Origin of the sequence: Achromobacter sp. D10 (assembly GCF_035282245.1) — a bacterium.
GTDB lineage: Bacteria > Pseudomonadota > Gammaproteobacteria > Burkholderiales > Burkholderiaceae_B > Achromobacter > Achromobacter insolitus.
The window spans coordinates 54369-79578 of the sequence record NZ_JAYJLE010000003.1 but is presented as its reverse complement, the minus strand read 5'-3'; the positions used below and the strand labels follow the sequence as shown (position 1 = coordinate 79578).

Annotated in this window: 23 protein-coding genes; 6 read left to right on the top strand and 17 right to left on the bottom strand. The window is 64.9% G+C overall.

Annotation, left to right across the window (positions count from 1 at the left end):
• Positions 1-19: 19 nt before the first annotated feature.
• From VCS63_RS10585 to VCS63_RS10570, 4 genes are all read right to left on the bottom strand, one after another.
• Positions 20-1003 (bottom strand): DUF4434 domain-containing protein, encoded by a 984-nt coding sequence (locus VCS63_RS10585; protein ID WP_323879652.1) that lies wholly within the window; start codon positions 1001-1003, stop codon positions 20-22.
• A gap of 20 nt (positions 1004-1023) precedes the next feature.
• Entirely contained in the window at positions 1024-1440 is a 417-nt protein-coding gene (locus tag VCS63_RS10580; protein WP_063961337.1) for a YidB family protein, read from the bottom strand.
• Between the two features lie 116 nt (positions 1441-1556).
• Positions 1557-2801 carry a lytic murein transglycosylase gene (locus VCS63_RS10575; RefSeq protein WP_323879649.1) on the bottom strand — a complete coding sequence of 415 codons (1245 nt, stop codon included), beginning with the start codon at positions 2799-2801 and terminating at the stop codon, positions 1557-1559.
• Between the two features lie 9 nt (positions 2802-2810).
• Positions 2811-3632 carry a ferritin-like domain-containing protein gene (locus VCS63_RS10570; protein ID WP_076815730.1) on the bottom strand — a complete coding sequence of 274 codons (822 nt, stop codon included), beginning with the start codon at positions 3630-3632 and terminating at the stop codon, positions 2811-2813.
• Between the two features lie 98 nt (positions 3633-3730).
• Here VCS63_RS10570 and VCS63_RS10565 point away from each other — a divergent pair, with 98 nt between their 5' ends.
• Positions 3731-4867 (top strand): GNAT family N-acetyltransferase, encoded by a 1137-nt coding sequence (locus VCS63_RS10565; protein WP_323879647.1) that lies wholly within the window; start codon positions 3731-3733, stop codon positions 4865-4867.
• Positions 4868-4870: 3 nt separating this feature from the next.
• Here VCS63_RS10565 and VCS63_RS10560 read toward each other — a convergent pair whose 3' ends face one another.
• Positions 4871-5341: a DUF1854 domain-containing protein gene (locus tag VCS63_RS10560; protein ID WP_042792491.1), complete on the bottom strand. Its 471-nt coding sequence runs from the start codon at positions 5339-5341 to the stop codon at positions 4871-4873.
• Between the two features lie 21 nt (positions 5342-5362).
• Positions 5363-7648, bottom strand: a complete 2286-nt coding sequence (locus tag VCS63_RS10555) for an ABC transporter ATP-binding protein (RefSeq protein ID WP_063641826.1) — start codon at positions 7646-7648, stop codon at positions 5363-5365.
• Positions 7649-7910: 262 nt separating this feature from the next.
• Here VCS63_RS10555 and cphA (VCS63_RS10550) point away from each other — a divergent pair, with 262 nt between their 5' ends.
• The 5 genes from cphA (VCS63_RS10550) to VCS63_RS10530 all read left to right on the top strand — a co-directional run bounded on the left by cphA (VCS63_RS10550) (position 7911) and on the right by VCS63_RS10530 (position 14561).
• Positions 7911-10526, top strand: a complete 2616-nt coding sequence (cphA, locus tag VCS63_RS10550; RefSeq protein ID WP_323879644.1) for a cyanophycin synthetase — start codon at positions 7911-7913, stop codon at positions 10524-10526.
• Positions 10527-10589: 63 nt separating this feature from the next.
• Positions 10590-13160 (top strand): cyanophycin synthetase, encoded by a 2571-nt coding sequence (gene cphA, locus VCS63_RS10545; protein ID WP_063961343.1) that lies wholly within the window; start codon positions 10590-10592, stop codon positions 13158-13160.
• A 600-nt stretch (positions 13161-13760) separates the two neighbouring features.
• Complete coding sequence (locus tag VCS63_RS10540; protein ID WP_042792487.1) at positions 13761-13961, top strand: CsbD family protein; 201 nt, start codon at positions 13761-13763, stop codon at positions 13959-13961.
• A 27-nt stretch (positions 13962-13988) separates the two neighbouring features.
• Positions 13989-14153 (top strand): DUF1328 domain-containing protein, encoded by a 165-nt coding sequence (locus VCS63_RS10535; RefSeq protein ID WP_006389411.1) that lies wholly within the window; start codon positions 13989-13991, stop codon positions 14151-14153.
• A gap of 69 nt (positions 14154-14222) precedes the next feature.
• Positions 14223-14561 (top strand): BON domain-containing protein, encoded by a 339-nt coding sequence (locus VCS63_RS10530; RefSeq protein WP_013392352.1) that lies wholly within the window; start codon positions 14223-14225, stop codon positions 14559-14561.
• Positions 14562-14664: 103 nt separating this feature from the next.
• Here the strand turns inward: VCS63_RS10530 and VCS63_RS10525 are convergent, their stop codons facing one another.
• The 11 genes from VCS63_RS10525 to VCS63_RS10475 form a co-directional block, all read right to left on the bottom strand.
• Positions 14665-15537, bottom strand: a complete 873-nt coding sequence (locus VCS63_RS10525; RefSeq protein WP_112966445.1) for a PhzF family phenazine biosynthesis protein — start codon at positions 15535-15537, stop codon at positions 14665-14667.
• 80 nt (positions 15538-15617) lie between these two features.
• Positions 15618-17015, bottom strand: coding sequence for a 4Fe-4S binding protein (locus VCS63_RS10520; RefSeq protein WP_063961345.1), 1398 nt, complete (start codon positions 17013-17015; stop codon positions 15618-15620).
• Between the two features lie 39 nt (positions 17016-17054).
• Positions 17055-17906 carry an FTR1 family iron permease gene (locus tag VCS63_RS10515; protein ID WP_063641837.1) on the bottom strand — a complete coding sequence of 284 codons (852 nt, stop codon included), beginning with the start codon at positions 17904-17906 and terminating at the stop codon, positions 17055-17057.
• A gap of 14 nt (positions 17907-17920) precedes the next feature.
• On the bottom strand, positions 17921-18274 hold the full coding sequence (locus VCS63_RS10510; RefSeq protein ID WP_042792483.1) for a cupredoxin domain-containing protein: 354 nt from the start codon (positions 18272-18274) through the stop codon (positions 17921-17923).
• Between the two features lie 2 nt (positions 18275-18276).
• A complete protein-coding gene (locus tag VCS63_RS10505) occupies positions 18277-18813 on the bottom strand; it encodes an iron transporter (protein ID WP_042792482.1) in 537 nt (178 codons plus the stop codon).
• 166 nt (positions 18814-18979) lie between these two features.
• Positions 18980-20050: a linear amide C-N hydrolase gene (locus tag VCS63_RS10500; RefSeq protein WP_416379186.1), complete on the bottom strand. Its 1071-nt coding sequence runs from the start codon at positions 20048-20050 to the stop codon at positions 18980-18982.
• 148 nt (positions 20051-20198) lie between these two features.
• Positions 20199-20765 carry a polyhydroxyalkanoate synthesis repressor PhaR gene (phaR, locus tag VCS63_RS10495; RefSeq protein ID WP_042792481.1) on the bottom strand — a complete coding sequence of 189 codons (567 nt, stop codon included), beginning with the start codon at positions 20763-20765 and terminating at the stop codon, positions 20199-20201.
• 117 nt (positions 20766-20882) lie between these two features.
• The gene (locus VCS63_RS10490) at positions 20883-21620 is read right to left on the bottom strand and encodes a 3-ketoacyl-ACP reductase (RefSeq protein WP_042792480.1); all 738 of its coding nucleotides are present in this window, start codon (positions 21618-21620) and stop codon (positions 20883-20885) included.
• 75 nt (positions 21621-21695) lie between these two features.
• A complete protein-coding gene (gene phaC, locus VCS63_RS10485) occupies positions 21696-23330 on the bottom strand; it encodes a class I poly(R)-hydroxyalkanoic acid synthase (RefSeq protein ID WP_063641841.1) in 1635 nt (544 codons plus the stop codon).
• A 124-nt stretch (positions 23331-23454) separates the two neighbouring features.
• Positions 23455-24219, bottom strand: coding sequence for a peptidoglycan editing factor PgeF (gene pgeF, locus VCS63_RS10480; protein ID WP_063961349.1), 765 nt, complete (start codon positions 24217-24219; stop codon positions 23455-23457).
• Positions 24207-25205 carry an RluA family pseudouridine synthase gene (locus VCS63_RS10475; RefSeq protein WP_042792478.1) on the bottom strand — a complete coding sequence of 333 codons (999 nt, stop codon included), beginning with the start codon at positions 25203-25205 and terminating at the stop codon, positions 24207-24209. The genes pgeF and VCS63_RS10475 overlap by 13 nt, the downstream gene beginning before the upstream one ends.
• Positions 25206-25210: the final 5 nt, after the last annotated feature.

The following is a 25210-nucleotide window of genomic DNA, read 5'->3' as shown; positions in this document are numbered from 1 at the left end:
AGTCCGCTTTTCGCCGCACCTACGACGGGGGCCAGTCCCGCCTGAGGCGCTCGGCCTCGGGCGTGGGCCCGATCAGCCAGGGGTCCGCGGCAAAGGCAACCACGCTTTGCGCGCGGTAACGCCGCGCGATGCGCAACTGCTGGCGCACGCGCGCGCTATCGGCAGAGCGGGCGTTGAACGTGGTGCCGTCCTGGCGCTCGGACGGCAATTCCTCGAACAGTTCTACGATCAGGTCGAACGGCACGCGGCGCGCCAGCAGCATGCGGTGCAGCGGCTCCAGCGCGTCGTACGCTGCCATACCGGACACCCCCACCCCGTCTTGCAACATGGGCCTCAGCCTCGCGGCATCCAGCAGCCCGTTCCAAAGATCGGCCAGGCTCAACGGTCCCGGCAGTTTGCTGTGATAGGTGGATATGGCGGGTACGCGTCCGGTCTGTTGCAAAAGAGGATCCGACATTTCGCGCAGCCAGCGCGCCAGGTGTGACTGCCTTTCGGGCGCGGCCCAACTGTACTGTTCGATTTCGTAAGGGATGTACCAGCCGCGGAAAGCCGCGTGGCCGGCGATAGTCGAAGCGCGCGCATAGGCCAGCGCCTGCGCTTGAGCCTCCTGCAGGAAACCGGCGAGCGCGGCGTCGTCGGCATTGCCCAATTGCCGCCACCAGCGCTCGTCGTAGGGCAGCCCCAGCTGCAGGCCCATGCCCAGCCGTTCCGCTTCCTCGAATATCAGCGCCAGGGTGGACGCGGGCAATTGCCAGGGCTGCGCGCCCCCGCTAGCCCCGACCCACTGGATGATGATTTCGCGAAAGCCCAGCCCGTGCATGGCGGCAATGCGCTCGCGCCAAGCCTGCGGATTCAATTCCAAATGGCTGGGCCAAAGTTGCCAGAAGGTGCTTTGCACCGACCACGCCGGCGCGCAGGCGGGCAGGCTGGCGGCCAGCGCCGCCGCGCCCAGGCCCTGCAACAAACGCCGCCGGTCGATGGAAGCAGGCGCTGACGCCTGCATGGCTTGCCTGGCGATAGGAACTACCCTGCGCGATTGCCGAAAATGCCCGACAACGACGCCAGCAGCTCGGCCGGATTGAACTGTTGGCCGCCTTGCACTTCGCCGTTCGGCGTGGCCTGGTCGACCAGTTGCGGCAGCAGCGAGGACAGCGAGCCCAGTACCGAATCCGTGTCCTGTCCGGTCTTGGCCGCCAGTTCGTTGACGACGCCGGGATCCAGAACGGAACCGAGCTGGTCTGCGCTGACGGGCATGTTCTGGCCCGTGCCCACCCACGAGGCCACGATTTCGCTCAAGCCGCCCTTCTGGAAGCTTGCGATCAAGCCGGACAGGCCGCCCGGGTACTTGTTCAGTTGCTCGATCAGGGCGGGCAACAGCGAAGCCGAGCCCCCTTGTTGACCGCCGCCGGCCATCGAGGCCAAGGTATCCAATAGGCTCATCATCGTGCTCCTGAAAAATCGGAGAATCAGTATAGGCCCATGCCCGCCGCCCTGCCTGTCATCTGAAGGATGACTCCCGGCATCTTTACAAAGCTTGTCCATTCCGGCCAGGCAATTCAGTTTGGCGTCTTTCCTGCCTGTAAAGCCTGCAGCGACTTCAGGCCGGCGCGCCCATCCGGCTTCAGGCCCAGCTCGCGCTGCGCCTCCTGCAGGGCCTGCCGGGTGCGGGTGCCGATCATGCCATCGGGTTCGCCGATCTCATAGCCGCGGGCAATCAACAGCCGTTGCAGTTCCCGCCGCTGCGCCCGCGACAGCCCCGGATCGTCCGTGGGCCAGGCTTGCGCCAAGGGACTTCCGCCCCGCAGCCTGTCGGACAGGTGGGCAATGGCCAAGGCGTAGCTTTCCGCCGCGTTGTAGGAATACAGGGCGTCGAAGTTGCGCGTGACCAGGAAGGCGGGGCCGCCGCGGCCCGCCGGCAGCAGCAGGCCCGCCGGCGTGTCGCCCGCAGGCAGCGGCTGGCCGTCGGCGCGCGTTACGCCCCTTCCTGCCCAATACGACATCGCGCGCTTGTTCTTCCTGCCGGTGCCCGAGGTGTCCAGGCCCGCCGGCAGCCGGACTTCAAAGCCCCACGGCAGCGCGGCGTTCCAGCCCGCGCGCTTGAGGAAATTGGCCGTGGAGGCCAGTGCGTCCGGCACGCTGTCGACCAGATCCCGGCGCCCGTCGCCGTCGAAGTCCACCGCCAGCCGCAAGTAGGTCGACGGCATGAACTGGGTCTGGCCAAAGGCGCCCGCCCAGGAGCCCGTCAGGCGCTCGGGCGCAATGTGCTCGTCCTGGATGATCTTGAGGGTGGAAAAGAACTCGCCCCGGAAATAGGCCTGGCGCCGGCCATAGCAGGACAGCGTGGACAGGGAGGTCAGCAGCGGCCGGCCGCCCAAGGTGCGGCCGTAGTTGCTTTCCACGCCCCAAACGGCGGCGATGGTGGCGGCGTCCACGCCATAGCGCGATGCGGCGCGGTCCAGGTCGGACTGCCAGCGCGCCATGCCGGCCTGGCCGTCGGAGACGCGCTCATCGTCGACCAGGGCCGCCATGTAGTCCCAGATGGGCGTCTTGAACTCCGGCTGGGCGTCCAGCAGATCGATCACCGCCATATCGGGCGCGAGCCCCGCGGTGTGGGTGTCGAACGTGGCGCCCGACACACCTGCCTTGAGCGCCGGGCCGCGCAATTGCGCCAGGCACGCCGCGAACGAGTCGGCGGCTGACGCGGCGGGCGCCAGTGAAATGAGCGCAGCCCCCGCCAAGGCAATGGCCAGCGGGCGCAGCAGACGAACCTGCGGTGTCTTGATGGAAGGATCGATACTCATGTTGTCCTGTCAGCCGGACTGCAGCGCGGCAAGTTCGGCATCGTCGAATCCGGCGGCGCGGCGCGCCTCCAGGTTGAAGGGACCGCGCAGGCGCGGGGCATCGTGGCGCTGGGCCAGTTCGGCATAGCAGGCGACGGGATCCTTGCCCGCCAGCGCGCACAGGTGCTTGTACCAATGGTTGCCGATAGCCACGTGACCGATTTCGTCGGCCAGGATGATGTCGACGATAGCCGCGCTTTCCCTGTCTCCTGCCCCGGCCAGCTTGGCGCGGATCATGGGGGAAGCGTCCAGGCCGCGCGCCTCCAGCGTGCGCGGCACCAGGGCCAGGCGGGCCAGCAGATCTTCCTGCGTGCGTTGCGCCATGTCCCACAAGCTGTCGTGGGCGGGAAAGTCGCCATAGGCGTGCCCCATGGCGGCCAGGCGCTGCCTGAGCAGATCGAAGTGATAGGCCTCTTCGCGCGCCACCCGTAGCCAATCGCGATAGAACGCTTCCGGCATGCCGGCAAAGCGCCACATGATGTCCAGCGCCAGGTTGATGGCATTGAATTCGATATGCGCCAGGGCGTGCAGCAGGGCCGCGCGCCCTTGCGGCGTGGCCATCGAGCGATGCTTGACCTGGGCGGGAGGCACCAGTTGCGGCAGCGAAGGACGGCCGGGCAGTCCCGCAACAGGCGCGTACACCCGCTCGCAATCCAGCGCGGCCTCATCCGAAATGGCGCGCACCGCCGCCAGCTTGTCCTGCCATGCCGTGGCAGCCAAGGCTGCCAGCGCCTGCCCCCGCAGGCAGTCCAGGCCGTGCCCGAACGCGGCGGGCGTCGTAGTGCTGTCCATACTCTCTCTGTGCCGGGCGGCCTCAAGCTGCCCCGAAATCCCGTGAAAGCGCCGGGGCCGCAGGCCTCGCGCATACACGGAGACTTTATCATTCACCCATGGATTCCCTGCGCTTGACCATAGAGACCGACCTGTCCCGCATCGACGCCCAGCAGTGGGACGCGCTGGCGGGCGAGCAGCCCTTCCTGCGCCATGCGTTCCTGTGCGCGCTGCATGAAACCGGCTGCGCCGCGCCAGGCACCGGCTGGGCGCCGCATTATCTTGCGCTGTGGCGAGACCATGCGCTGGCTGCCGCCGCCCCGCTCTACCTGAAGTCGCACTCGCGCGGTGAGTATGTTTTCGACTACGCGTGGGCCGACGCCTTCCAGCGCCACGGCTTGCGCTACTACCCCAAGCTGCTGTCCGCGATTCCATTCACCCCGGTGACCGGCCCCCGGCTGCTGGCGCGCAACGACGAGGATCGCGACACCCTGGTGCGCGGGCTGATCGCCTTTGCCGAAGAGATCAAGGTTTCTTCGCTGCATCTGCTTTTTCCCGCGGATGCGGACGTGCGCGCGCTGCGCGAAGCCGGGTTCATGATCCGCGAAAGCGTGCAGTTCCACTGGACCAATCCCGGCTACGCGGACTTCGACGCGTTCCTGGCCGCGATGAGCCATGACAAGCGCAAGAAAATCCGCCAGGACCGCAAGAAGGTGGCCGCCGCCGGGCTGTCCTACCGCTGGCTGCGTGGCGCCGAAATCGGCGCGGCCGAACTGGACTTCTTCTATGAATGCTATTGCCGCACCTACTTCAGCCATGGCAATCCGCCCTACCTGAACCAGGAGTTCTTCCGCCGCGCGCATCGCGCACTTGCGGACGCTTTCGTGTTGATCCTGGCGCAGCGCGACGGCCAACCGGTGGCGGCCGCGCTGAACCTTGCAGGCGGCGACGCGCTTTACGGGCGCTACTGGGGCGCGACCGAGTACGTGCCCGGCCTGCACTTCGAGACCTGCTACATGCAGTCCATCGCCTATTGCATCGCCCATGGCATCGCGCGCTTCGAAGGCGGCGCGCAAGGCGAACATAAGATGGCGCGCGGGCTGCTGCCCACGCCCACGTGGTCCGCGCACCGGGTCGCGCACCCGGGGTTTGCGGACGCGATCCAGACCTTCCTGGACGAAGAAACCGCGGCGGTGACGGACTATCTGGGAGAGCTGGAAACGCACTCTCCGTTCAAGCGGCCGCGGGAAGACTGAGGCCTACAGGAAACGGTCCAGCAGCTTGCGGCTGTGCTTGTCCAGCGCCTGGATGTTGCGCACCAGATAGAAGATGCCGTGGCTGTCGGCGATCAGCAGGGTCTGCGGACTCAGCCGCCGTATGTCTTCTTCGCCCCGCAGCGTAAACGACGTCGGGCCGCGATCGGTATCGACCTGCCAGGTGCTGGGGGTGGCAAACGTGGACACGCTGGCCAGCTTGCGGATCTCGGGCATGAATTCCCGGCTCGCCAGCTCTTCTTCGATCAAGGCGCGCTGCGGGGCGGGCACGTCGGACAGGTGTTCGATCCAGAGCAATTCGTGCCCGTCCACGGTCACGAGCGACAGGCCACGATCCGCCTCGCTGATCGGAAACGCGCGAACGGGCAACACGCCTTCGTGCATCTCGCCATCGGCGGACTGGAACTCCAGACGTCCGAAGGCATTGCGGCGCAACTGAAAAGACGGCAAGGTCATGACGATAATTCCGGTTCCGCGTCAGGCCACGGCGGCCATGTCTTCGCTGCCTGACGCTTGCGCGTCGGCCTCGGCCTGGCGCGCCTGCGCCTGGTACAGACGGTAGTAGGCGCCCTCCCGGGCCATCAGTTCTTCGTGCGGCCCCTGTTCCACGATCTGGCCGCGATCCAGCACCACCAGACGGTCGGCCTTGCGCAAGGTGCTCAGGCGATGGGCGATGGCGATGGTAGTGCGGCCGCGCACCAGATTGTCGAGCGCCTTCTGGATTTCCTTTTCGGTGGTCGTATCCACCGACGAGGTCGCTTCGTCCAGGATCAGGATGCGCGGATCGATCAGCAACGCGCGCGCGATCGAGATACGCTGGCGCTCGCCGCCGGACAGCGCCTGGCCGCGTTCGCCGACCAGCGAGTCGTAGCCGTGCGGCAGCCGCAGGATGAATTCGTGCGCGTGCGCGGCGCGTGCGGCGGCTACGATCTCATCCCGGGTGGCGTCCGGCTTGCCATAGGCGATGTTTTCGGCAATGGTGCCGAAGAACAGGAACGGCTCCTGCAGCACCAACCCGATGTTGCGCCGGTAGTCCGCCACGCGCACCGAACGGATGTCGGCGCCGTCCACCAGCACCGCGCCTTCGGACACATCATAGAAGCGGCAGATCAGGTTGATCAGCGTGCTCTTGCCCGAGCCGCTGTGCCCCACCAGGCCGATCATTTCGCCAGGGGCAATGTTCAGGTTCAGCCCGCGGATGACTTGGCGGTTGCCATAGCGAAAGCCCACGTCGCGCAATTCGATGCGGCCGTTGATGTGCGGCAGTTTGGCCGGATTCTGCGGTTCCGGCACGCTGGAAACGTGGTCCAGGATGTCGAAAATGCGCTTGGCGCCGGCCGCGGCCTTTTGCGTCACCGAAACGATACGGCTCATCGAATCCAGGCGCATGTAGAACCGCCCGATATAGGCCAGGAAAGCGGCCAGCACACCGACGGTGATTTGTTTTTGGGACACCTGCCAGATGCCGAAAATCCACACCACCAGCAGCCCCACTTCGGTGAGCAGCGTGACCGTGGGCGAGAACAGCGACCAGGTGGTGTTCACACGGTCGTTGACTTCCAGGTTGCGATTATTGGCTTCGCGAAAGCGCGCGACTTCGCGCTTTTCCTGGGCGAAAGCCTTGACCACGCGGATGCCCGGTATGGTGTCGGCCAGCACGTTGGTGATTTCCGACCAGATGCGATCGACCTTTTCAAAGCCGTGGCGCAGACGGTCGCGCACCGCGTGGATCATCCAGATAATGAAGGGCAGCGGCACCAGCGTGACCAGCGCCAGCCACGGATTAATGGACACCAGGATGACCGCGGTCATGCAGATCATCAGGATATCGGTTGCAAAGTCCAGCAGATGCAGCGACAGAAACACGCAAATGCGGTCGGTTTCGCTACCGATGCGCGAGATCAGATCGCCCGTGCGCTTGCCCCCGAAATACTCCAGGGACAACTGCTGCAAGTGCTCGTACGTGGTGGTGCGCAGGTCTGCGCCGATGCGTTCGCTGACCCATGCCAGGATGTAGGTCCTGGCCCAGCCCAGGCCCCAGGCCAGGAAGGCCGAGGCCAGCAGCCCGCCCAGGTAAAGACGCACTTTGTCGTAATCGATGGGCGCGCCGTTCTGGAACGGAATCAGCACGTCGTCCATCAGCGGCATGGTCAGGTACGGCGGCACCAGCGTCGCGGCAGTGCCCAGCAGCGTCAATATGAAACCCGCCAATAGCGGGCCGCGGTAAGGCCGGGCAAAGCGCCACAGGCGCAGCAGCGCCCAGGTGGAGGACGGCGCCGCCTGTTCCTGGTTGCAGCTTGGGCACTCTTCCTCACCTGCCGGTATGACGTTATTACAGATGGTGCAGGTGCGCTCTGCCGGCTCCTCCGCCTGATGACCGGACAGACGGATCGCCTGCTGGGTCTCGAACTGCGCCAGCAGGCGCAGCGCGGCCGGGTTGCGGGCCAGCGTGAAACGCCACACGCCCAGGCGGGAACTGTCGTCGTGCAATTCCAGCACCGCGGCGCCGGCATGGTCGGTCAGGCTGAGTTTTAATTGGGGGCCATATGCCCAGGAATCCCAGCCCGCCTCGTCGGGCTGGCGGGCCAGCAGCCGGCGGTCGGTAGCGGCGATCAGCCCCGGCCGGAACTTCAAGCGCTGGTCCAGGTCTATCTCGACCCAGGCCAATAAGGTTTCGCCATCCGCCAGTTCGGCGCGGATTTCATCCCGCCAGCGGGCAGGAAAGGCTTCGGCAAGGCCGGAAAGCAGGTTTGGTTTTTTCATTGGAACGCATACCGGGCCAGGACTCTGCCCTACTAGGCGGCAACCGGTTCGCAACCTCAGGCGGCGGCAAACGTGTCCCTTCCTTACAACACAACGAGTTCACGCCTTGAAGGCGTCGTATAGTATCAGCCGATTTTTCTAATTAGGAATATCTGGGATCCCCCACTCGTTGGCATTATTCTAAAGGCGCAACCCCAATAAATTCGCGGTCTTGCATAGGGGCGTCCGCGCGTGCCAACCTGCTTCTCTCGTAAATTAAAACATGAAAAAGAAAGACATTGAATTTCTCGATGTCGTGGCTTTGCGCGGCCCGAACATTTGGACGTACCGTCCGGTACTTGAAGCGTGGGTGGATATCGGCGAGCTGGAGGATTACCCCTCCAATACCATTCCCGGCTTTTACGAGCGGCTGACCGAATGGCTGCCGACGCTGATCGAGCACCGCTGCAGCCCGGGGGTCCGGGGAGGCTTCCTGTCGCGCCTGAAGGAAGGCACGTGGCCCGGCCATATTCTTGAGCATGTCACCCTGGAATTGCAGAACCTGGCCGGCTTGCGCGGCGGTTTCGGCAAGGCCCGCGAAACCTCCACTCGCGGCGTCTACAAGGTGGTCGTGCGCGCCTGGCAGGAACAGGTCACGCGCACCGCCCTGAACGAAGCCCGCGACCTGGTCATGGCCGCCATCGAAGACCGCCCCTTCGATGTGCCCGCTGCCATCTCGAAGCTGCGCGGCCTGATCGACAAGCATTGTCTCGGCCCCAGCACCGCCTGCATCGTGGATGCCGCCGACGACCGCGACATCCCCTACATCCGCCTGTTCGAAGGCAACCTCGTGCAGTTCGGCTACGGCTCGGCCCAGCGCCGCATCTGGACGGCGGAAACCGACCGCACCAGCGCAATCGCCGAAGGCATCTCGCGCGACAAGGACCTGACCAAGGAACTGCTGTCGACCTGCGGCGTGCCGGTGCCCGAAGGCCGCCTCGTGCGCAGCGAGGACGACGCCTGGGAAGCGGCCGAGGACATCGGCCTGCCGGTGGTCGTGAAGCCCTATGACGGCAACCATGGCCGCGGCGTATTCACCAACCTGACGACCCGCGAGGAAGTGGTGTCGGCCTATCGCGTCGCGGTGGACGAAGGCAGCGGCGTGATCGTCGAACGCTTCGTGCTGGGCAACGAACATCGCCTGCTCGTCGTGGGCGATCGCATGGTGGCCGCTGCCGCCGGCGAACCCGCCTGGGTCACGGGCGATGGCAAATCCACGATCTCCGAACTCATCGACAGCCAGATCAACACGGATCCACGCCGCGGCCGCACCGAGAACCACCCGCTGAACCCGGTGCGCCTCGATTCCGCCGCGCGGCTCGAGATCGCGCGCCAAGGCCTGTCGGAAGACAGCGTGCCGCCCGAAGGCCAGCGCGTGCTGGTGCAACGCAGCGGCAACGTCGCCTTCGACGTCACCGACCGCGTGCACCCCAGCATCGCCGCGACCGTGACCCTGGCCGCGCGCATCGTGGGCCTGGACATCGCCGGCGTCGACCTGGTGGCCGAGGACATTTCGCGCCCGCTGGATGAACAGCGCGGCGCCATCGTCGAAGTCAATGCCGGCCCCGGCCTGCTGATGCACCTGAAGCCCGCGGACGGCACCCCGCGCCCGGTGGGCCGCGCCATCGTGGACCATCTGTTCCCCGAGGGCGATGCGGGCCGCATTCCCATCGTGGGCGTAACGGGCACTAACGGCAAGACCGTGGTGGCGCGTCTGGTCGCCCGCCTGCTGAGCCTGTCGGGCAAGCGCACCGGCCTGGCTTGCAGCGAAGGCCTCTACCTGGACCGCCGCCTGGTCCAAAAAGGCGACCGCGCCGATTTCGCCTCCGGCACGCGCCTGCTGATGAACCGCAACCTGGATGCCGCCGTCATCGAAAACGACAGCGGCGTGATCCTGGGCCAAGGCCTGGCCTACGACCGCTGCCAGGTGGGCGTGGTCACCAACATCGACGATGCCGACCATCTCGGCGACTTCGACATCAATGAAACGGAACGCATGTTCAACGTGTTCCGCACACAGGTGGACGTGGTGCTGCCCGGCGGCGCCGCCGTGCTGAACGCGCGCGATCCGCGCGTGGTGGAAATGGCGGAACTGTCCGACGGCTCGGTGATTTTCTTCGGCATCGATCCCGCGTTGCCAGCCATCGCCGCGCACTTGCAACAGGATGGCCGCGCCGTGTTCGTGCGCGACGGCAGCATCGTTCTTGCGCAAGGCAGCCGCGAGGAACGCCTGGCCGCCGTGGCCGCTATCCCGCTGACCCATGGCGGACGCGTGGCTTTCCAGGTCGAGAATGTGCTGGCCGCGGTGGGTGCGGCCTGGGCGCTGGATATTCCGGTTGAACTGATCCGCGCCGGCATCGAAACCTTCGACATCGACCAGGCCGACGCTCCCTGGCAGTTCACGCTGTTCGAACGCAACGGCAGCACCGTGGTGGTCGACGACGTGCACAATGCCTCGGCGCTGCGCCCCCTCATCGCCGCCATCGATCAGTTCCCCGCGACCACGCGCGCCGCCGTCTATTCGGCCGGCGCCGACCGCCGCGACGCGGACCTGATCGAACAGGGCAAGCTGCTGGGCGACGCCTTCGACCGCGTGGTGCTCTACGACGACCTGACCGTGCGTAGCAAACGCCCCGAAGGCCAGGCGCGCGCGCTGCTGCGGCAGGGCCTGGCGCAAGGCGCCCGCGTCAAGGACATCCAGGAAGAACCCGACCACGGCAAGGCCATCCAGAGCCAACTCGACGGCATCGCCGCGGGCGATTTCGTCCTGCTGCAATCGGACGAAGCCTTCTCCGGTCCCACCATCGACCTGGTCCGCCGCTGGATTCAGCAATACTGACAATATCTGCGCGCGCCCTTGCCCGAGCGGCGGGCGCGCGTAAGCTAGACAGGAATACCTGCCATGGAAGTTTCCCGTATCCGAGCACTGCGCGGTCCCAATCTGTGGAGCAAGAACACCGCGATCGAGGCCATTGTTTCCTGCGCCGACGCCGAATGCTCCATCGACAACCTGCCTGACTTCGAAGCGCGCCTGCGCGCGCGGCTGCCCCAGACCGGCCTGCTGCGTCCGGAAGGCCATCAAGGCGCCGTCTCCATCGCCCACGTGCTGCAGATCGTGGCGCTGACGATGCAGGCGCACGCTGGCTGCCCCGTCACGTTCGGCCGCACCGCCTCCACCATCGAGCCTGGCGTGTTCCAGGTGGTGGTCGAATACAGCGAAGAGGAAGTCGGCCGGCTGGCGATGGAACTGGCGCAAGTGCTGGTGCGCGCCGCGCTGGACGACACGCCCTTCGATCTTGCCGATGCCCTCAAGCGCCTGCGCGACCTGGACGAAGACGTGCGTCTGGGACCCAGCACCGGCTCCATCGTCAACGCCGCCACGGCCCGCAACATCCCCTATCGCCGCCTGACCCAGGGCAGCATGGTGCAGTTCGGCTGGGGCAGCAAGCAGCGCCGTATCCAGGCCGCCGAAACCGACCTGACCAGCGCCATCTCCGAATCCATCGCGCAGGACAAAGACCTGACGAAGATGCTGCTGGACGCAGCCGGCGTGCCAGTGCCGATGGGCCGTTCGGTAACCACCGCCGAGGAAGCCTGGGCCGCCGCCGAAGAACTGGGCGGCCCGGTCGTGGTCAAGCCGCGCGACGGCAGCCAGGGGCGTGGCGTCGCCGTCAACATTGAAACGCGCGAACGCGTGATCCAGGCTTTTGAAGTAGCCGAAGAGATCAGCTCCGAGGTCATCGTCGAGCGCTACATTCCCGGCCACGATTTCCGTCTGCTAGTGGTGGGCGGCGCGCTGGTCGCGGCTTCGCGGCGCGATCCGCCCCAGGTCACCGGAGACGGCGTGCAGACCATCCGCCAATTGGTGGATCAGGTCAACGCCGACCCGCTGCGCGGCGACGGCCATGCCACCTCGCTCACCAAGATCCGCTTCGACGACATCGCCCTGGCCACCCTCAAGAAGCAAGGCTTCGATGCCGATTCCGTGCCGCCCTCCGGCACGCTGATCTTCCTGCGCAACAACGCCAACCTGAGCACCGGCGGTTCAGCCACCGACGTCACCGACGAAGTGCATCCCGAGATGGCCGCGCGCGCGGTGTCGGCGGCCCGCATGATCGGGCTGGACATCTGCGGCGTGGACGTCGTGGCGGAGAGCGTGCTGTACCCGCTCGAGGAACAGAACGGCGGCGTCGTGGAAGTGAACGCCGCGCCAGGCCTGCGCATGCACTTGAACCCGTCCTTCGGCAAGGGCCGCGCCGTGGGCGAAGCCATCATCGCCAACATGTACGCCGACGGCGATGACGGCCGCATCCCCGTCGTGGCCGTGGCGGGCACCAATGGCAAGACCACTACCGTGCGCCTGACCGCCCATATCCTGGGTGTTGCCGGCAATCGCGTAGGCATGACGAATTCCGACGGCGTCTACGTGGACAACCTGCGTATCGACACCGGCGATTGCAGCGGTCCGCGCAGCGCGCGCAGCGTGCTCATGCACCCGGACGTGGACGCAGCCGTGTTCGAGACCGCGCGCGGCGGCATCCTGCGCGAAGGGCTGGCCTTCGACCGGTGCAACGTGGCCATCGTCACGAATATCGGCATGGGCGACCACCTGGGGCTGGGCTACATCAGTACGGTCGAAGACCTGGCCGTGGTCAAGCGCGTGATCGTGCAGCACGTGCATCCCACGGGCACCGCGGTCCTGAACGCGGCGGACCCCATCGTGGCCGAAATGGCCGCGAGCTGCCCGGGCTCGATCACCTACTTCGCCGAAGACCGCAACCATCCCGTGCTGGCGACGCACCGCGCGCAAGGCCTGCGCTGCGTCTACCGCGACGGCGACTCCATCGTGACCGCCCAAGGTGCCGACGAGACCCGCTACCCCTTGGCTTCCATTCCGCTCACGCGCAACGGCACCATCACCTTCCAGGTGGAAAACGCCATGGCGTCGATCGCGGCCGCCTGGGCGCTGGGGCTGGACACGGACATCATCCGCCGCGGCCTGGCGACCTTCGTCAACGATGCCCAGACCGCTCCCGGACGCTTCAACGTGTTCGATTACCGCGGCGCCACGGTGATCGCCGACTACGGCCACAATCCCGATGCCATCCTGGCGCTGGTGCGGGCCGTCGACGCCATGCCCGCCAAGCGGCGCTCCGTGGTCATCAGCGGCGCGGGCGACCGCCGCGATGAAGACATCCGGATGCAGACCGAGATCCTGGGAGAAGCATTCGACGACGTGCTGCTGTATCAGGACCAATGCCAGCGCGGCCGCGCCGACGGCGAAGTGCTGGCGCTATTGCAGCAGGGCCTGGTCAACGCCACCCGCAGCAAGCATGTCGAAGAGATCCATGGCGAGTTTCTCGCCATCGACACCGCACTGGCGCGCCTGGGCGCTGGCGACCTCTGCCTGATCCTCGTCGACCAGGTCGAAGAAGCGCTGGATCACATCGCGCGCCGCATCGCGCAAGCCTGAGCCGATCGCGGCCTTCCGTAGCGAAACGGGGCGCCCTTGGGCGCCCCGTTCGCGTCTGGCATCGGCGTGCGGCCGATCAACTGGCGCTTGACGCCGCAGGCACAGCCGCCTGGTACCTGTCGGTCACGTGCGTGCATCCCATTGCCGTCATCGCGGCCAGTGTCAGCAAGATTGCGCTGCAAAGTCGTTGCGTCATGCGAATTCCTCTTCCTATTCTGAGGCCGAACCTGCTTGCGGGTTCCGCCATGACTATACCGTTGCGCCCGCGCCCAAGCCAACCGCGGACACCCCGGTCCACCCCCGCAAATCCAGTTACCAGCCTCCCTCAAAAGCGGACAAGACATTGCCGGAATGTAACTGCAGCTTCTAGTGCGCCTGCAACCTCTTCCCGCTGGAAAGCGGCTATTTTCCTGCCCTCCGCGTTGTTACATTTACCCACAGCCAGGTTTGACGGCCGCGCCGCGTGCTCGTACGGTAAGTGCATGGCCTGAACGGAAACCTTTTTACCGACAGGCCCTAGCTGATCAGTGTCCAATTCAACCGCGGCACTCCGGTTTACAGGCCGCAAACCGGATGCCGCAAGCAAAAGGAGAGGTCACCATGAACAACGACATCATCGCTGGCAAATGGAAGCAACTGACGGGCAAAGCCAAAGCCGCCTGGGGTGAACTCACCGACGACGAGCTGACCCGCACCGAAGGCAACGCCGAACGGCTGGCAGGCCTGATCCAGGAGCGTTATGGCAAGACTCGCGAAGAAGCTGAAAAGGAAGTCCGCGACTTCTTCGACCGGAATCCCTGATCCGTCCAACCACCAGGAGAAGCTGACATGCTGCACTACGCCGTAGTTTTCTTCGTCATCGCCATCATCGCGGCTGTCCTGGGCTTCGGCGGCATCGCCGCCGGCGCTGCGGGCATCGCCAAGATCCTGTTCTTCGTCTTCCTGGTACTGGCGCTGCTGTCCATTCTCGGCGGCGCATTCCGCAAGAAATAGAACTCGTACCCAAGATACTTCGCCATCCTCGCGTATCGACGCGCTGAATCACTAACAAGGAGCATGACTATGGAATTTCGCAAGCTGATCGCCGCCGCTGCACTGGGCACGGGCGCCGTCTTCACTTCCATGGCTTTTGCCGCCGACGACGGCAAGCCGAAACAGTCCGTGGGTGAATACGCGTCCGACGCCACCGTGACCACCAAGGTCAAGGCCGCCATCGTGGCCGACAAGCAGCTGAGCGCGCTGGATATCGCGGTCGAAACCAATGCGGGCGTCACCAAGCTGACGGGTACCGTCGGCACAGCGGCCGAAGCTGATCATGCAGCCACCGTTGCGCGCGGCGTCGAAGGCGTCAAGCAGGTGATGAACAACATCAAGGTCGACCCGGCCAAGAACAAGAAGTAAAGCGGGGGCTTGCCAGCCCTATCCAGAAAACAAAGCGGCGCCTGTGTCATACACAGGCGCCGCTTTGCATTGTTCTGGGCAAGAGTCCGTCGTGTCGCTCGATTCAGATATCGACCACCCCGCGGCCTATTTCGAGCGCTCGGCCGCCCACCTGGATCCGGCCATCGGCCTGGACGTCCAGCAACAACCGGCAAGGCCTGCCGATATGGTCGCCCTGCTCCACGAGGATGCGGGCGGGCAAGGCATGATTCCGATGCTGCAGCCAGCCGCCCAGGTTGGCGCAGGCGGAACCGGTGCCGGCGTCCTCGTTCACGCCGCCGCCCGCTTTGGCGTAGAAGTAGCGCGCCACCACGACCTGCCGCCCGTCCTGCTGGCGGCCTTCGTCAAAGGCGAAGGCGTACATGACTTTGCGTCCCAGGCTGTTGGCCTGCCAGCGGTCCAGCCGGGAGGCATCGGGAGCGATGCGGCGCACGGCTTGAACGCTGGCGACAGGAATCAACAGTTGGTCGGCGCCCGTATCCACCCAGATCGGGTCGCCCAGCAGATCGGCGGCATCCAGACCGAGCAGACTTGCGATTTCGGCGCGGTCCAACGCCGGTGGGGCGGTCTGCACACCGCCGGGACAGGGCGCGGTAAAGGTCCAGGCATCGCCATGCGCGGTCACCGGCACTACCCCCGCGGCAAACTCCAGGGTCAGCTCATCGCCCGTTTGCTGCAAGTCCCGCACCACCTGCGAGGTGCCGATCGTCGGATGCCCAGCGAACTTCATCTCGAAGCCCGGCGTGTAGATGCGCACGCGCGCCGCGGCCTTGTCCGAAGGCAGGATGAAAGTGGTTTCGGACAAGTTGAACTGCGCCGCCAGGTTAAGCATGGTGGCGTCGTCCATGCCGCGCGCATCTTCAAACACGCAAAGCTGGTTGCCGCTGAAAGTGGAGGAAGCGAAAACGTTGAGCAGGCGGAAAGCGTAAGAGGCCATGGCGGTAACAAGGGGTTGAAAGCGTTGCGCCGGCCAACGCCGGCGCAATGCCCCACTTTATCGCAAGCCTCGGGGCCCTGCTACCAGATCGCGAAGAAAAGCACCCAGGCCAGACAGAACGGCGCCAGGCCCGCAGCCAGCACCGTCCAGGCCAGCCCTTTGCGCCATGCGCTCGCCACACGGGGCTTTAACAGCCGCGCATACAACCGCAGCGTCCACAGCACCGCCAAGCTCAACAACGTAAAACGCACGGGCGCGGCCCAGGCGGCCTGCATGCCTTCATGCTTGAGCAGATTCACGGTGGTGGCCGACAGGCCCAGGAACACGCCGATGCCGGCCGAAGGAATCAATGCCTGGGCCAATTTATGCAGGCCGGGACGGCCCCAGCGCGTGGCCGGCTCGTCCGGCACGGGCACGGCTGGCGCCAGGCGATCGGCAATCCACAGCGACAGGAAGGTCGCCCCACCGACGCAGACCGTAGCGCCCACCACGAACATCAGAATGCCGGCCCCATCCAGCCACGAGAAGCTGTCATTCACTTCCGGGTAATGCGTCAGGATGAACCAGGGCGCGTTGTCCATCAGCGGCCACATGATGTCGTGTTCGACCAGCCAGGTCGCGGCCCACTGCTTGGCGGTCACGTACCAGGGGCTGGCGCTCCAGAGGAAGGCACCGATCGCGATGCCCATCAGGCCGAAGCACAGCAGCGCCGTCTGCCAGGGATCGCCGTGCGTGACATGCACGATTTCTTCTTCGGGCGAACGCGGCGTCAGCGCGATCGCGCCGCGATAGCCGCTGCAACGTCCGCAGACATGGCAATCGCCCGCGCCCTTCATATGGCGCAACGGCACCAGCGGCGCACAGTTGATGGGTTCGATGCGGATGACCGGATGGCGCCACTTTTCTTCATCGACCTTGAAATGCCACGGCGCCAGCTTGGCCAGGAGGTTGAAGACGCCATTGACCGGGCACAGATATTTGCACCACACGCGCTTGCTGCGGCCGTAGCGCCAGCCGACGATCATGGCCGCCACGGTGGAACCGCCCAGCACCGCCAGCACCGCCAGCGGATACTGGTACACGCTGACCAGCTGGCCGTAGACGGTGGTCAGCGCGAAGGCAACAAAAGGCCAGCCTCCCCAGCGCATCCATTTCGGGATCGCATGCCCCTGGCCGCGCTCGCTGGCCCATTCCGTCAGCATCCCTTCGGGGCAGAGCCAGCCGCACCAGGCCCGGCCAAGAATGGGCATGGAAATCAGCACGAACGGCCACCACACTCCCCAGAACGCGAACTGCGCGACGATGGTCAGGTTGTTGAACACCGAGGCCGCATTGTCCGGCAAGGGCAGGATGGCGGGCACGATCAAAAGGAAAGCGTATATCGCAACAATGCCCCACTGCAGCTTGCGCAACAGCGGGGCATGGTCACGAAGGAAGTCGGCGATACGGGAGGTTGCCCTCCCGAGTGCAGCTGCCATGGTCAAACCTTCAAATATTCAGTCCGGCAACAGTCGGGTTCAGGAAGCGCTGCGGGCCGCGGCGGTCGCCCCTGCGGGCTTGCCTCCCACCCAGCGCAGCAGCGCCCAGACGACGATCCAGTAAGCCACCCACAACAGCACGGAACTCAGCGCAGGCAGGGCCCGGTAGCCGGCGAAGTCGGCCAAGACCTTGCCCACGCCGGTGCTGTCGCTCAAGAGCCAGGAGCTGTCCCACACCGGGTCCACGATGGTCGGCAGCACGTCCAGCGAAATCAGGTGATCCAGGCCGCCCACCAGCAATGCGCCGGCCAGCAACAGCAAAAGGATCTCGGTCACGCGGAAGAAGCGGCGCCAGGTGATGAGCTTGCCGCCCAGCTGCAACAGCCAGAACGTCAGCAACGCGACAACGAAGCCGGCAATGCCAGCCAGCGCCAGCTTCAGCATGTCGCTGCCGCCCTCGCCCGCCGACACGGTGCCGTACAGGAACACGACGGTCTCGCTGCCTTCGCGCGCCACGGCGATGGCTACAAGCACGAACAGGCCCCACCAGTTGTCATTGGCGACGGAAGCCCGCGCCCCGCTCTCGAGTTCGCCCTTGAGCGTGCGGCCATGCTTCTTCATCCAGACGACCATCTGCACCACCAGCGCGCAGGCGGCAAGCGACATGATGGCCTGGAACCATTCCTGGCCTTCGTCGCTGAGCCAGGTGGACACGCCCAGCAGCACCAGGGCCAAGGCCACGGCCAGCGCAAGGCCGGCGGCCACGCCGCCCCACAAATAGGTCAGGCCGCGCTTGCCCTCGGGCGTCGCGCGCAGCCAGGTGTACAGGATGCCCACCACCAGCATGGCTTCGACGCTTTCGCGCCAGACGATGAAAAGTACCTGTTCCATATAGTGCTACCGCGTCATTCCTTGGGCTTGACGACCAAGGTGCCTTTCACGCTCTGGTGAAAATCGTCAAAAAAGGGATACTCGCCCGGGCGGGAAATGGTGATCACGACGAAGGATTTCACCCCCGGCCCCAGCACCTTTTCCTTGCGCAGCGGAATGCTTTCGAATTCCACCGGCTCGTTGCTCTCGTTGATGAGCTCGATCTTGAAACGACCCGCCGGCACTTCCAGCGTGGCGGGTTCGAAGGTGCCGTCCGGCTTGAACTTCAGCGTGAACGTGGGCAACTCGTCAGCCTGCGCGGGCGCGCCGCCGGCCAGTCCGGCCAGGCCGATCAGCAATGCGGCGGCAAGGCGAAGCAGGCTGCGCACGATCAGTAACCGCCCTTCTTGCCCGTGCCGGCGTAGACGAATTCATATTCCAGGTCAAAGGGCTCGAACCACGGGCCCACGCCGGTTTCCTTGTCGACGTGGCGGCCGAAGTGGCTCATCTTGTCCGCGGTGGGCGGCAGTACCGTGTACTTCAGCTTGTACTTGCCCGGACCTTCCAGCTTGACGTTTTCGCCGTAGTGGGGACCGTCGTTGGCGACCATGGGCATGAACGTGCCCTTCTGCACATTCTGGCTGCCGACCTTCTGGATTTCGTACTTCACGACCAGGTAAGGCACCCACTCGCCCTCGGGAAAGCCCGTCTTGTTGCCGGCAGTGGCGTGGATGTCGGCTTCAAGGTGCACATCCGAATCCTTGGCCGGGCGCATCATTCCCGGGGGGTCCATTTCGATCGGTTGCAGATACACCGCGCCGATTTCCATGCCGCCCTTTTCCACCGGTTTGCCGATAGGGTATTCGGCCGCGTTGGCGGCGGAAACGCTCAGAGCGACAATGGCCAGGGCCAAGGCTTTCTTGATCATGTGCATAATCCTTGAAACACAAATGGGACGACGGTTCTCAAAACACAAACAAGAACCGTTTTCATTAATGTAACGAAATCAACTGACAGAACCCTGAACCTGGCGCCAGGAAATTCCGCGGATCATTGCGTTTGATCAAGCGGTAAAAAAAGCTCGCCCCCTGGGTTCAGAGCCCGAGAAACTTGAACGGCGCCGACGGCTGGAAGGCGCGCGTGGCATCGCCCGCAAACGTGTGGCGCTGGTCTGGTCCCAGGTCCAGCTTCAGCACTTTGCCGCTTTCCGGACTGAAGTCCAGAGCCTTCAGATCCACCCAAAATGTGTTGGGCGTCAGGGCCGATTCGAAGAAATACAACTTGCGCCGGTGGTCGAAGACAGTGCGCCAGCGCGTGGACGAAATATTGGGTTGTCCAGGCGTACTGATGCCATAGGGCACAGAGACGTTGCGTATCACGCTGAAGACACTGGCCAGCGCCTTGTTGGGATCCGGGTCCTTGGGGATGGCGTTGATATAGAACGATGCCCGCACGAAACGGTCGGCGGCGCGATTGGTGCCCGGCAGCATGGTGGTGCCGCCGATCTGCTGCCAATAGGCATTGAGCGCCAGTTGCTGTTCGAATTGAGGCGAATTCGTCATCATCTGGTAGTCGCGGCTGTGGTGGATCACCTGGCGTCCGCCGATGTATTCGATGATGGCGCTGTCCCCGCTGGCGTCCGAGATCGACAGGTGCAGCGTCGTCAGGCGGTCCTCGCCCGGCACGTTGTCCGAAACGATGGTGTAGGGTTCCTGTCCCAATGCCTCCACGGCTTCCTTGACGGTGGCGTAGTTGTCCAGCACGTACTGCGCCCACGCGGCAATGGTCAGGCCGGGTTTGCTCTTAGCATCGAATTGCGGGTACTGCGATTCGGCCAGCCACAGCAGATTGGCGCTCAAGCCCGCTTCGTTCACACCGTCGGTGGTCGAGACGTCATAGCCGGATGTGACCACGCTGCCGTAGCGCGACGTCCAGTGCAGGGAGTTCGGGCCGGCCTCGCCGCTGCGAGCCATGCCGCGCGGCAACACCCACAGGTTGCTGGTGATGTCGTTCTTCCAGTCCATGGACCGCGCGGTAACCACCTGATCGCCGGCGCCGTGGAAGACGACGCGCGTGCAGGCCCAGGTGGCGGGCGATGCGGACAGGACCGTCAGTCCGGCTAACGCCGAGCAGGCCAAGCGGGAAAACATCTTGTTCAGTCTCATGCTTGCACTCCCGGGTGACTGTTCTTGCGCTTGCCGCCCAAGTCGAAGCCTGCAAGCGGTGATTAAAAAACACCCCAAGAAACCGGACCGCTGTCCGGCTTTTGGGGTGCTGACGATCGATGAAGCCGCGCCTGACGCGGCCACGCCGTTACTTGCGTCCGGGCCCTTGCGTGCCGCCGGGCGTGAACGGAAAGGTCGAGAACATGGCGCGCGTCTGATCCTGCATCTGGTCCTGCATCTGCACGAACAGATTTTTGCTCTGGTCGATGTAGTTGTTCATCATGTTCTGCAGCATGGGCGTCTGCACGTTCATGAACTGGGCCCAGGCCTCGGGACCGAATTGGCTGCCATACAGGCCCTTGGACTGCTCCGCCATGCGTTGCTGGATTTCCATGAAGGCCTGGATGTTCTTTTCCAGGTAGGAACCCATGATGCCCTGCATGGCATGCCCGTAGAACCGGATGATCTGCGACAGCATGTTGGACGAGAACATGGGCATGCCGCCGCTTTCTTCTTCAAGAATGATCTGCAGGAGAATGCTGCGCGTCAGGTCTTCGCTGCTCTTGGCGTCGACGACCTGGAATTCTTCATTGGCCAGGACCAGTTGTTTGACATCTGCCAGGGTGATGTACGTGCTGGTCCGGGTGTCGTACAGGCGACGGTTGGGGTACTTTTTAATCAGGCGCAGGCTGGCGCCGGTTTGTGCTTGCGTCATGGTTGTCCCCGGATCGGGCGATCTCTAAGGCTTCAGATAGGGTTAGTGTAATCCGGAGGGCCTTCTCCCCAAGGCCCTCCGGCGCCGACGAACCGCCTGCTGGCGGTCCGCGATGCGTCAGCCCATGTGCAGGCCGCCGTTGAGCGAGAAGTCCGCGCCCGTCGAAAAACCGGACTCATCCGAGGCCAGCCACGACGTGATGGACGCGATTTCCTCCGGCGTGCCCAGGCGGCGCACCGGGATGGTGGCGACAATCTTTTCCAGCACGTCGGGGCGAATGGCGCGAACCATGTCTGTGCCGATGTAGCCGGGCGAAATCGTGTTGACGGTGACGCCCTTGCTGGCCACTTCCTGGGCCAGCGCCATGGTGAAGCCATGGATGCCAGCCTTGGCCGTCGAATAGTTCGTCTGGCCGAATTGGCCCTTCTGCCCGTTAACCGAGCTGATGTTGATGATGCGCCCCCACTGGCGTTCGACCATACCGTCGATCACCTGTTTGGTCACATTGAACAAGCTGTTCAGGTTGGTGTCGATGACCGCGCGCCAATCGTCGGCGCTCATCTTGCGGAACAGGCCATCGCGGGTAATGCCCGCGTTGTTGACCAGCACGTCGACCGGACCCAGTTCCTTGGTGACCCGTTCAAAGGCCTCTACCGTGGAGTCCCAATCCGACACATTGCCCACGGACGCGTAGAACGTATAGCCCTGCGCTGCCTGCTCATCCAGCCATTGCTGGTAATTGCGGCTGGGGCCGCAACCTGCCACCACGCGAAAGCCATCCTTGGCCAAGCGTTGGCAAATAGAGGTGCCGATACCGCCCATCCCGCCTGTTACGTAAGCCAGTTTTCCGCTCATTGGACTTCCTCCTGTGTGCGACGGACGCCTCGTTAATTAACTTTCTTCCATCCGGGCCTGACCGCTGCCGCGGCCTCAGGCCGCCCGGACTTTCACATACCTGCCAGGCGCCGGCTCTATCGGCCGGTACTTGGCATTGCCCAACTTTGCACGCGCCTTGACCTGCTTGCCCGAATGGCCCGATAGCCAGCCGGTCCAATCGGGCCACCAGCTGCCCGGCATCTCCACCGCCTGGGCGAACCAGGCGTTCGGATCTCCAGGCAGATGGTGGCCAGACTGCTCGAGCTTGTCAGCCACCCAATAACTGCGGCGCTTCTTGGCCGGCGGATTCACCACGCCGGCGATGTGGCCGGACGCGCCCAGCACGAAACGTTGCGGTCCGCGCAGCACCTGGGTGGAGGCATACGCCGAGACCCAGGGCACGATATGGTCTTCGCGTGACCCGAAGATGTACGCAGGCATTTCCAGCCGCGTCAGGTCCAGCGGCAAGCCGGCCGCGTGCGCGCGTCCCGGCACCTTGAGGTTGTTCTCCAGGTAGGTATTGCGGAAGTACCAGGAGAAGAACGGCCCGGGCAGATTGGTGCTGTCGCCATTCCAGAACAGCAGGTCGAACGCGGGCGGCTTCTGGCCTTTCAGATAGTTGCCGACCACGTAGTTCCAGACCAGTTCATTGGGGCGCAGGAACGAGAACGTGGTGGCCAGGTCGCGGCCAGGCATCAGCCCGCCCTGCCCCAGCTGGTGGTCGCGCAGCAGCGCGTGGGCCTCGTCGACGAAGACGTTCAGGATGCCGGTATCGTGGAAATCGAGCAGCGAGGTCAGCAAGGTCAGCGACGCCACGGGGTGCTCGCCGCGCGCCTCGGCCAAGGCCAGCGCGGAAGCCAGCATCGTGCCCCCCACGCAAAAGCCCAGCGCGTTGACTTGCGGCTGCTTGGTGATGTCGCTTGCCACGCGCAGCGCCTGCAGCACCGCATCGTCCAGGTACTCGGACCAGGTCGCGCGGTCCACGCCATCGGTATCGCTGGACACCGGATTACGCCACGAAATAAGGAATACCGTGTAGCCCTGGTCCACCGCATGCCGGACGAAAGAATTCTCGGGCTGCAGGTCCAGGATGTAGAACTTGTTGATGTTCGGCGGCACGATGACCAGCGGCCGCTCGTGCACGGTGGCGGTCGATGGCGCGTACTGGATAAGCTGGAACAGCCTGTTTTCGAACACCACTTCGCCCGGCGTCACCGCGACGTTGCGGCCGATTTCGAACTGCGACTCGTCCGTCTGCGTGATGCGGCCTTTCTTGACGTCGCCCAGCAGATTGGCCAGCCCTTCATTGAGCGCACGTCCTGCGCTTTCAACAATGGATTGCTGGGCATCAGGATTCAGCGCCAGGAAATTCGACGGCGACAGCGCGTCGACCCATTGCATGATGGAAAAGCGCAGGCGGTCGCGCATGGGTTCGCTGACCTGTGCGGCGTCGACCATGCGCGACATGGCGCGGGCCGACAGCAGATAAGTATGCGCCAGCAACAGATGCGAATGATTGGAGGCCCAGGCATCGCCGGAAAAGCGGCGGTCTGGCGGCGGCGCAAGCGCGCCACGGCGGGCGTCATCGCAAAGGCGTTGCCACTCGCGGGAAAATTCGGCCTGGATGTCGGCCAGGACTTCCGGTGCCACGCTCACCGGAATGGGCCCTGCGGAGAGATTGGCATTCACTTCGACACCTTGTTATCGAAACTACGCGATTGATGTTGCATTCCGGGTTGGGGGCTGTCAATGCGGGTATACAAGGAGGCCTGACAGGGTATGCCGCAAGGCCGGCCGCCGGCCTTGCGCCAGATCAAACCCGGCCGAGCCAGGCCAGCATGGCCATGCGTCCGGTTTCGCCGTCGCGCCGGTACGAAAAGAATCGGTCCGATTCCGCCACCGTACACATCCCGCTCAAGGACACCTCTTGTACTCCGGCCCGGCGCAGGCGGAAATCGGCCAATCCGGCGAGATCCGCCAGCCATTTTCCGGAGATGCCCTGCCGCGGCGTGAAGTAGCGCAGGGTTGCCGGATCGTCCTTGGAGAAGGCGTCCAGTACGTCCTGGCCGACCTCGAACGCCTGCGGGCCGATGCCCGGCCCGACCCAAGCTCGCCAACCCGAGGCTTGCGGCGCCTTGGCGCGCATGACCGCCAGGGTCTTTTCCAGCACGCCACCCGAAAGACCGCGCCAACCCGCGTGCGCCGCGCCCAGAACCGTCCCTTGCGCATCCGCGATGACTACCGGCAGGCAGTCCGCCACCATGACGGCCAGGACGCGGCCCGCACGCGCAGTGACGCTGGCGTCGGCCGCGGGTTCATCCGGCAAGTCCGCCTGATCGGCGTCCACCACCTCGCTGCCGTGGATCTGGCGCAGCCACAGGGGTTCGGCCGGCAACGCAGCGCGCACTCGGCGTCGGTTCTCCGTGACGGTGTCCGGATCGTCTCCTGCGCGACGGCCCAGGTTCAAGGTGTCGTGCGGCGCGACGCCCGCGCCCCCTGCCCGGGTTGTGCAGAAATAGTTCACGCCAGCCCACTCGGGTCCGGTCACCACCGGCAGGCCTGCCACTACGCGTTCCATGCAATCTCTTCCTGGACCAAGCTCATGTCGGGAGGCACGGCCGCGGCGAACTCGACTTCGCCACGGCCGCCCGGATCTTCGAAATGCAGCGCGCGCGCATGCAGCATCTGCCGTTGCGCGCCCGCGATGTTCTTGCCGCCGTATATCGTGTCGGCCAGCAGCGGATGTCCCAGGCTGGCCATGTGCACCCGGATCTGGTGGGTCCGGCCGGTTTCCAGGCGACAAACGACTTCGGTGACGCGGCCGCCGGGATCCGCCTCGCCGCGGCGGGCGGGCGTGTAATGCGTGATGGCCGGTTTGGGCGCCACCGGGCGCTCGACGCTCATGCGTACCGGGACGCGCGAATCGCGGCCGATGGGCCGGTCGACCTTGCCGGCCGTGGCCAGCCAGCCATGCGCCAGGGCCACGTACTCCCGGCCCATGCTGCGCGCCTGCAATTGGCGCACCAGGTGCGTCTGGGCGGTTTCGTTGCGCGCCACCACCATCAGGCCGGACGTGTCTTTGTCCAGACGGTGCACGATGCCGGCGCGGGCGACCTGGGCCAGTTCGGGGTAGCGGTACAGCAGGCCGTTGAGCAGCGTGCCGCTCCAGTTGCCGGCGCCGGGATGCGTGACCAGCCCTGCGGGCTTGTTCACCACGATCCAGTCGGGACTCTCGTCCACTACCGCGAAATCCACCGGTTCGGGCGCGAAGGCCAGGGTTTCCGGGGCGGGCTGGGGCCAGACGGTGAGCTCGTCGCCCGGGCCAACCGTCTGGCGGACTTTGCCGGGCGCGCCATTCACATGGACGTTGCCGGCCTCGATCCAACCCTGCAGCCGGCTGCGGGAATGCTCTGGCAGCAACCCCGCCAGCACCTTGTCAAGCCGGTCGGCGCGGGTACTGGAAGGTACGGTTACAAATTGCGGCTCCCCCCGGGGAGTTTCCTCGGAAATACCCAGGAGTTCGTCGTCGGAAACGAGATCTGCGCCGGAGGCTGTATCAGACATGGAGA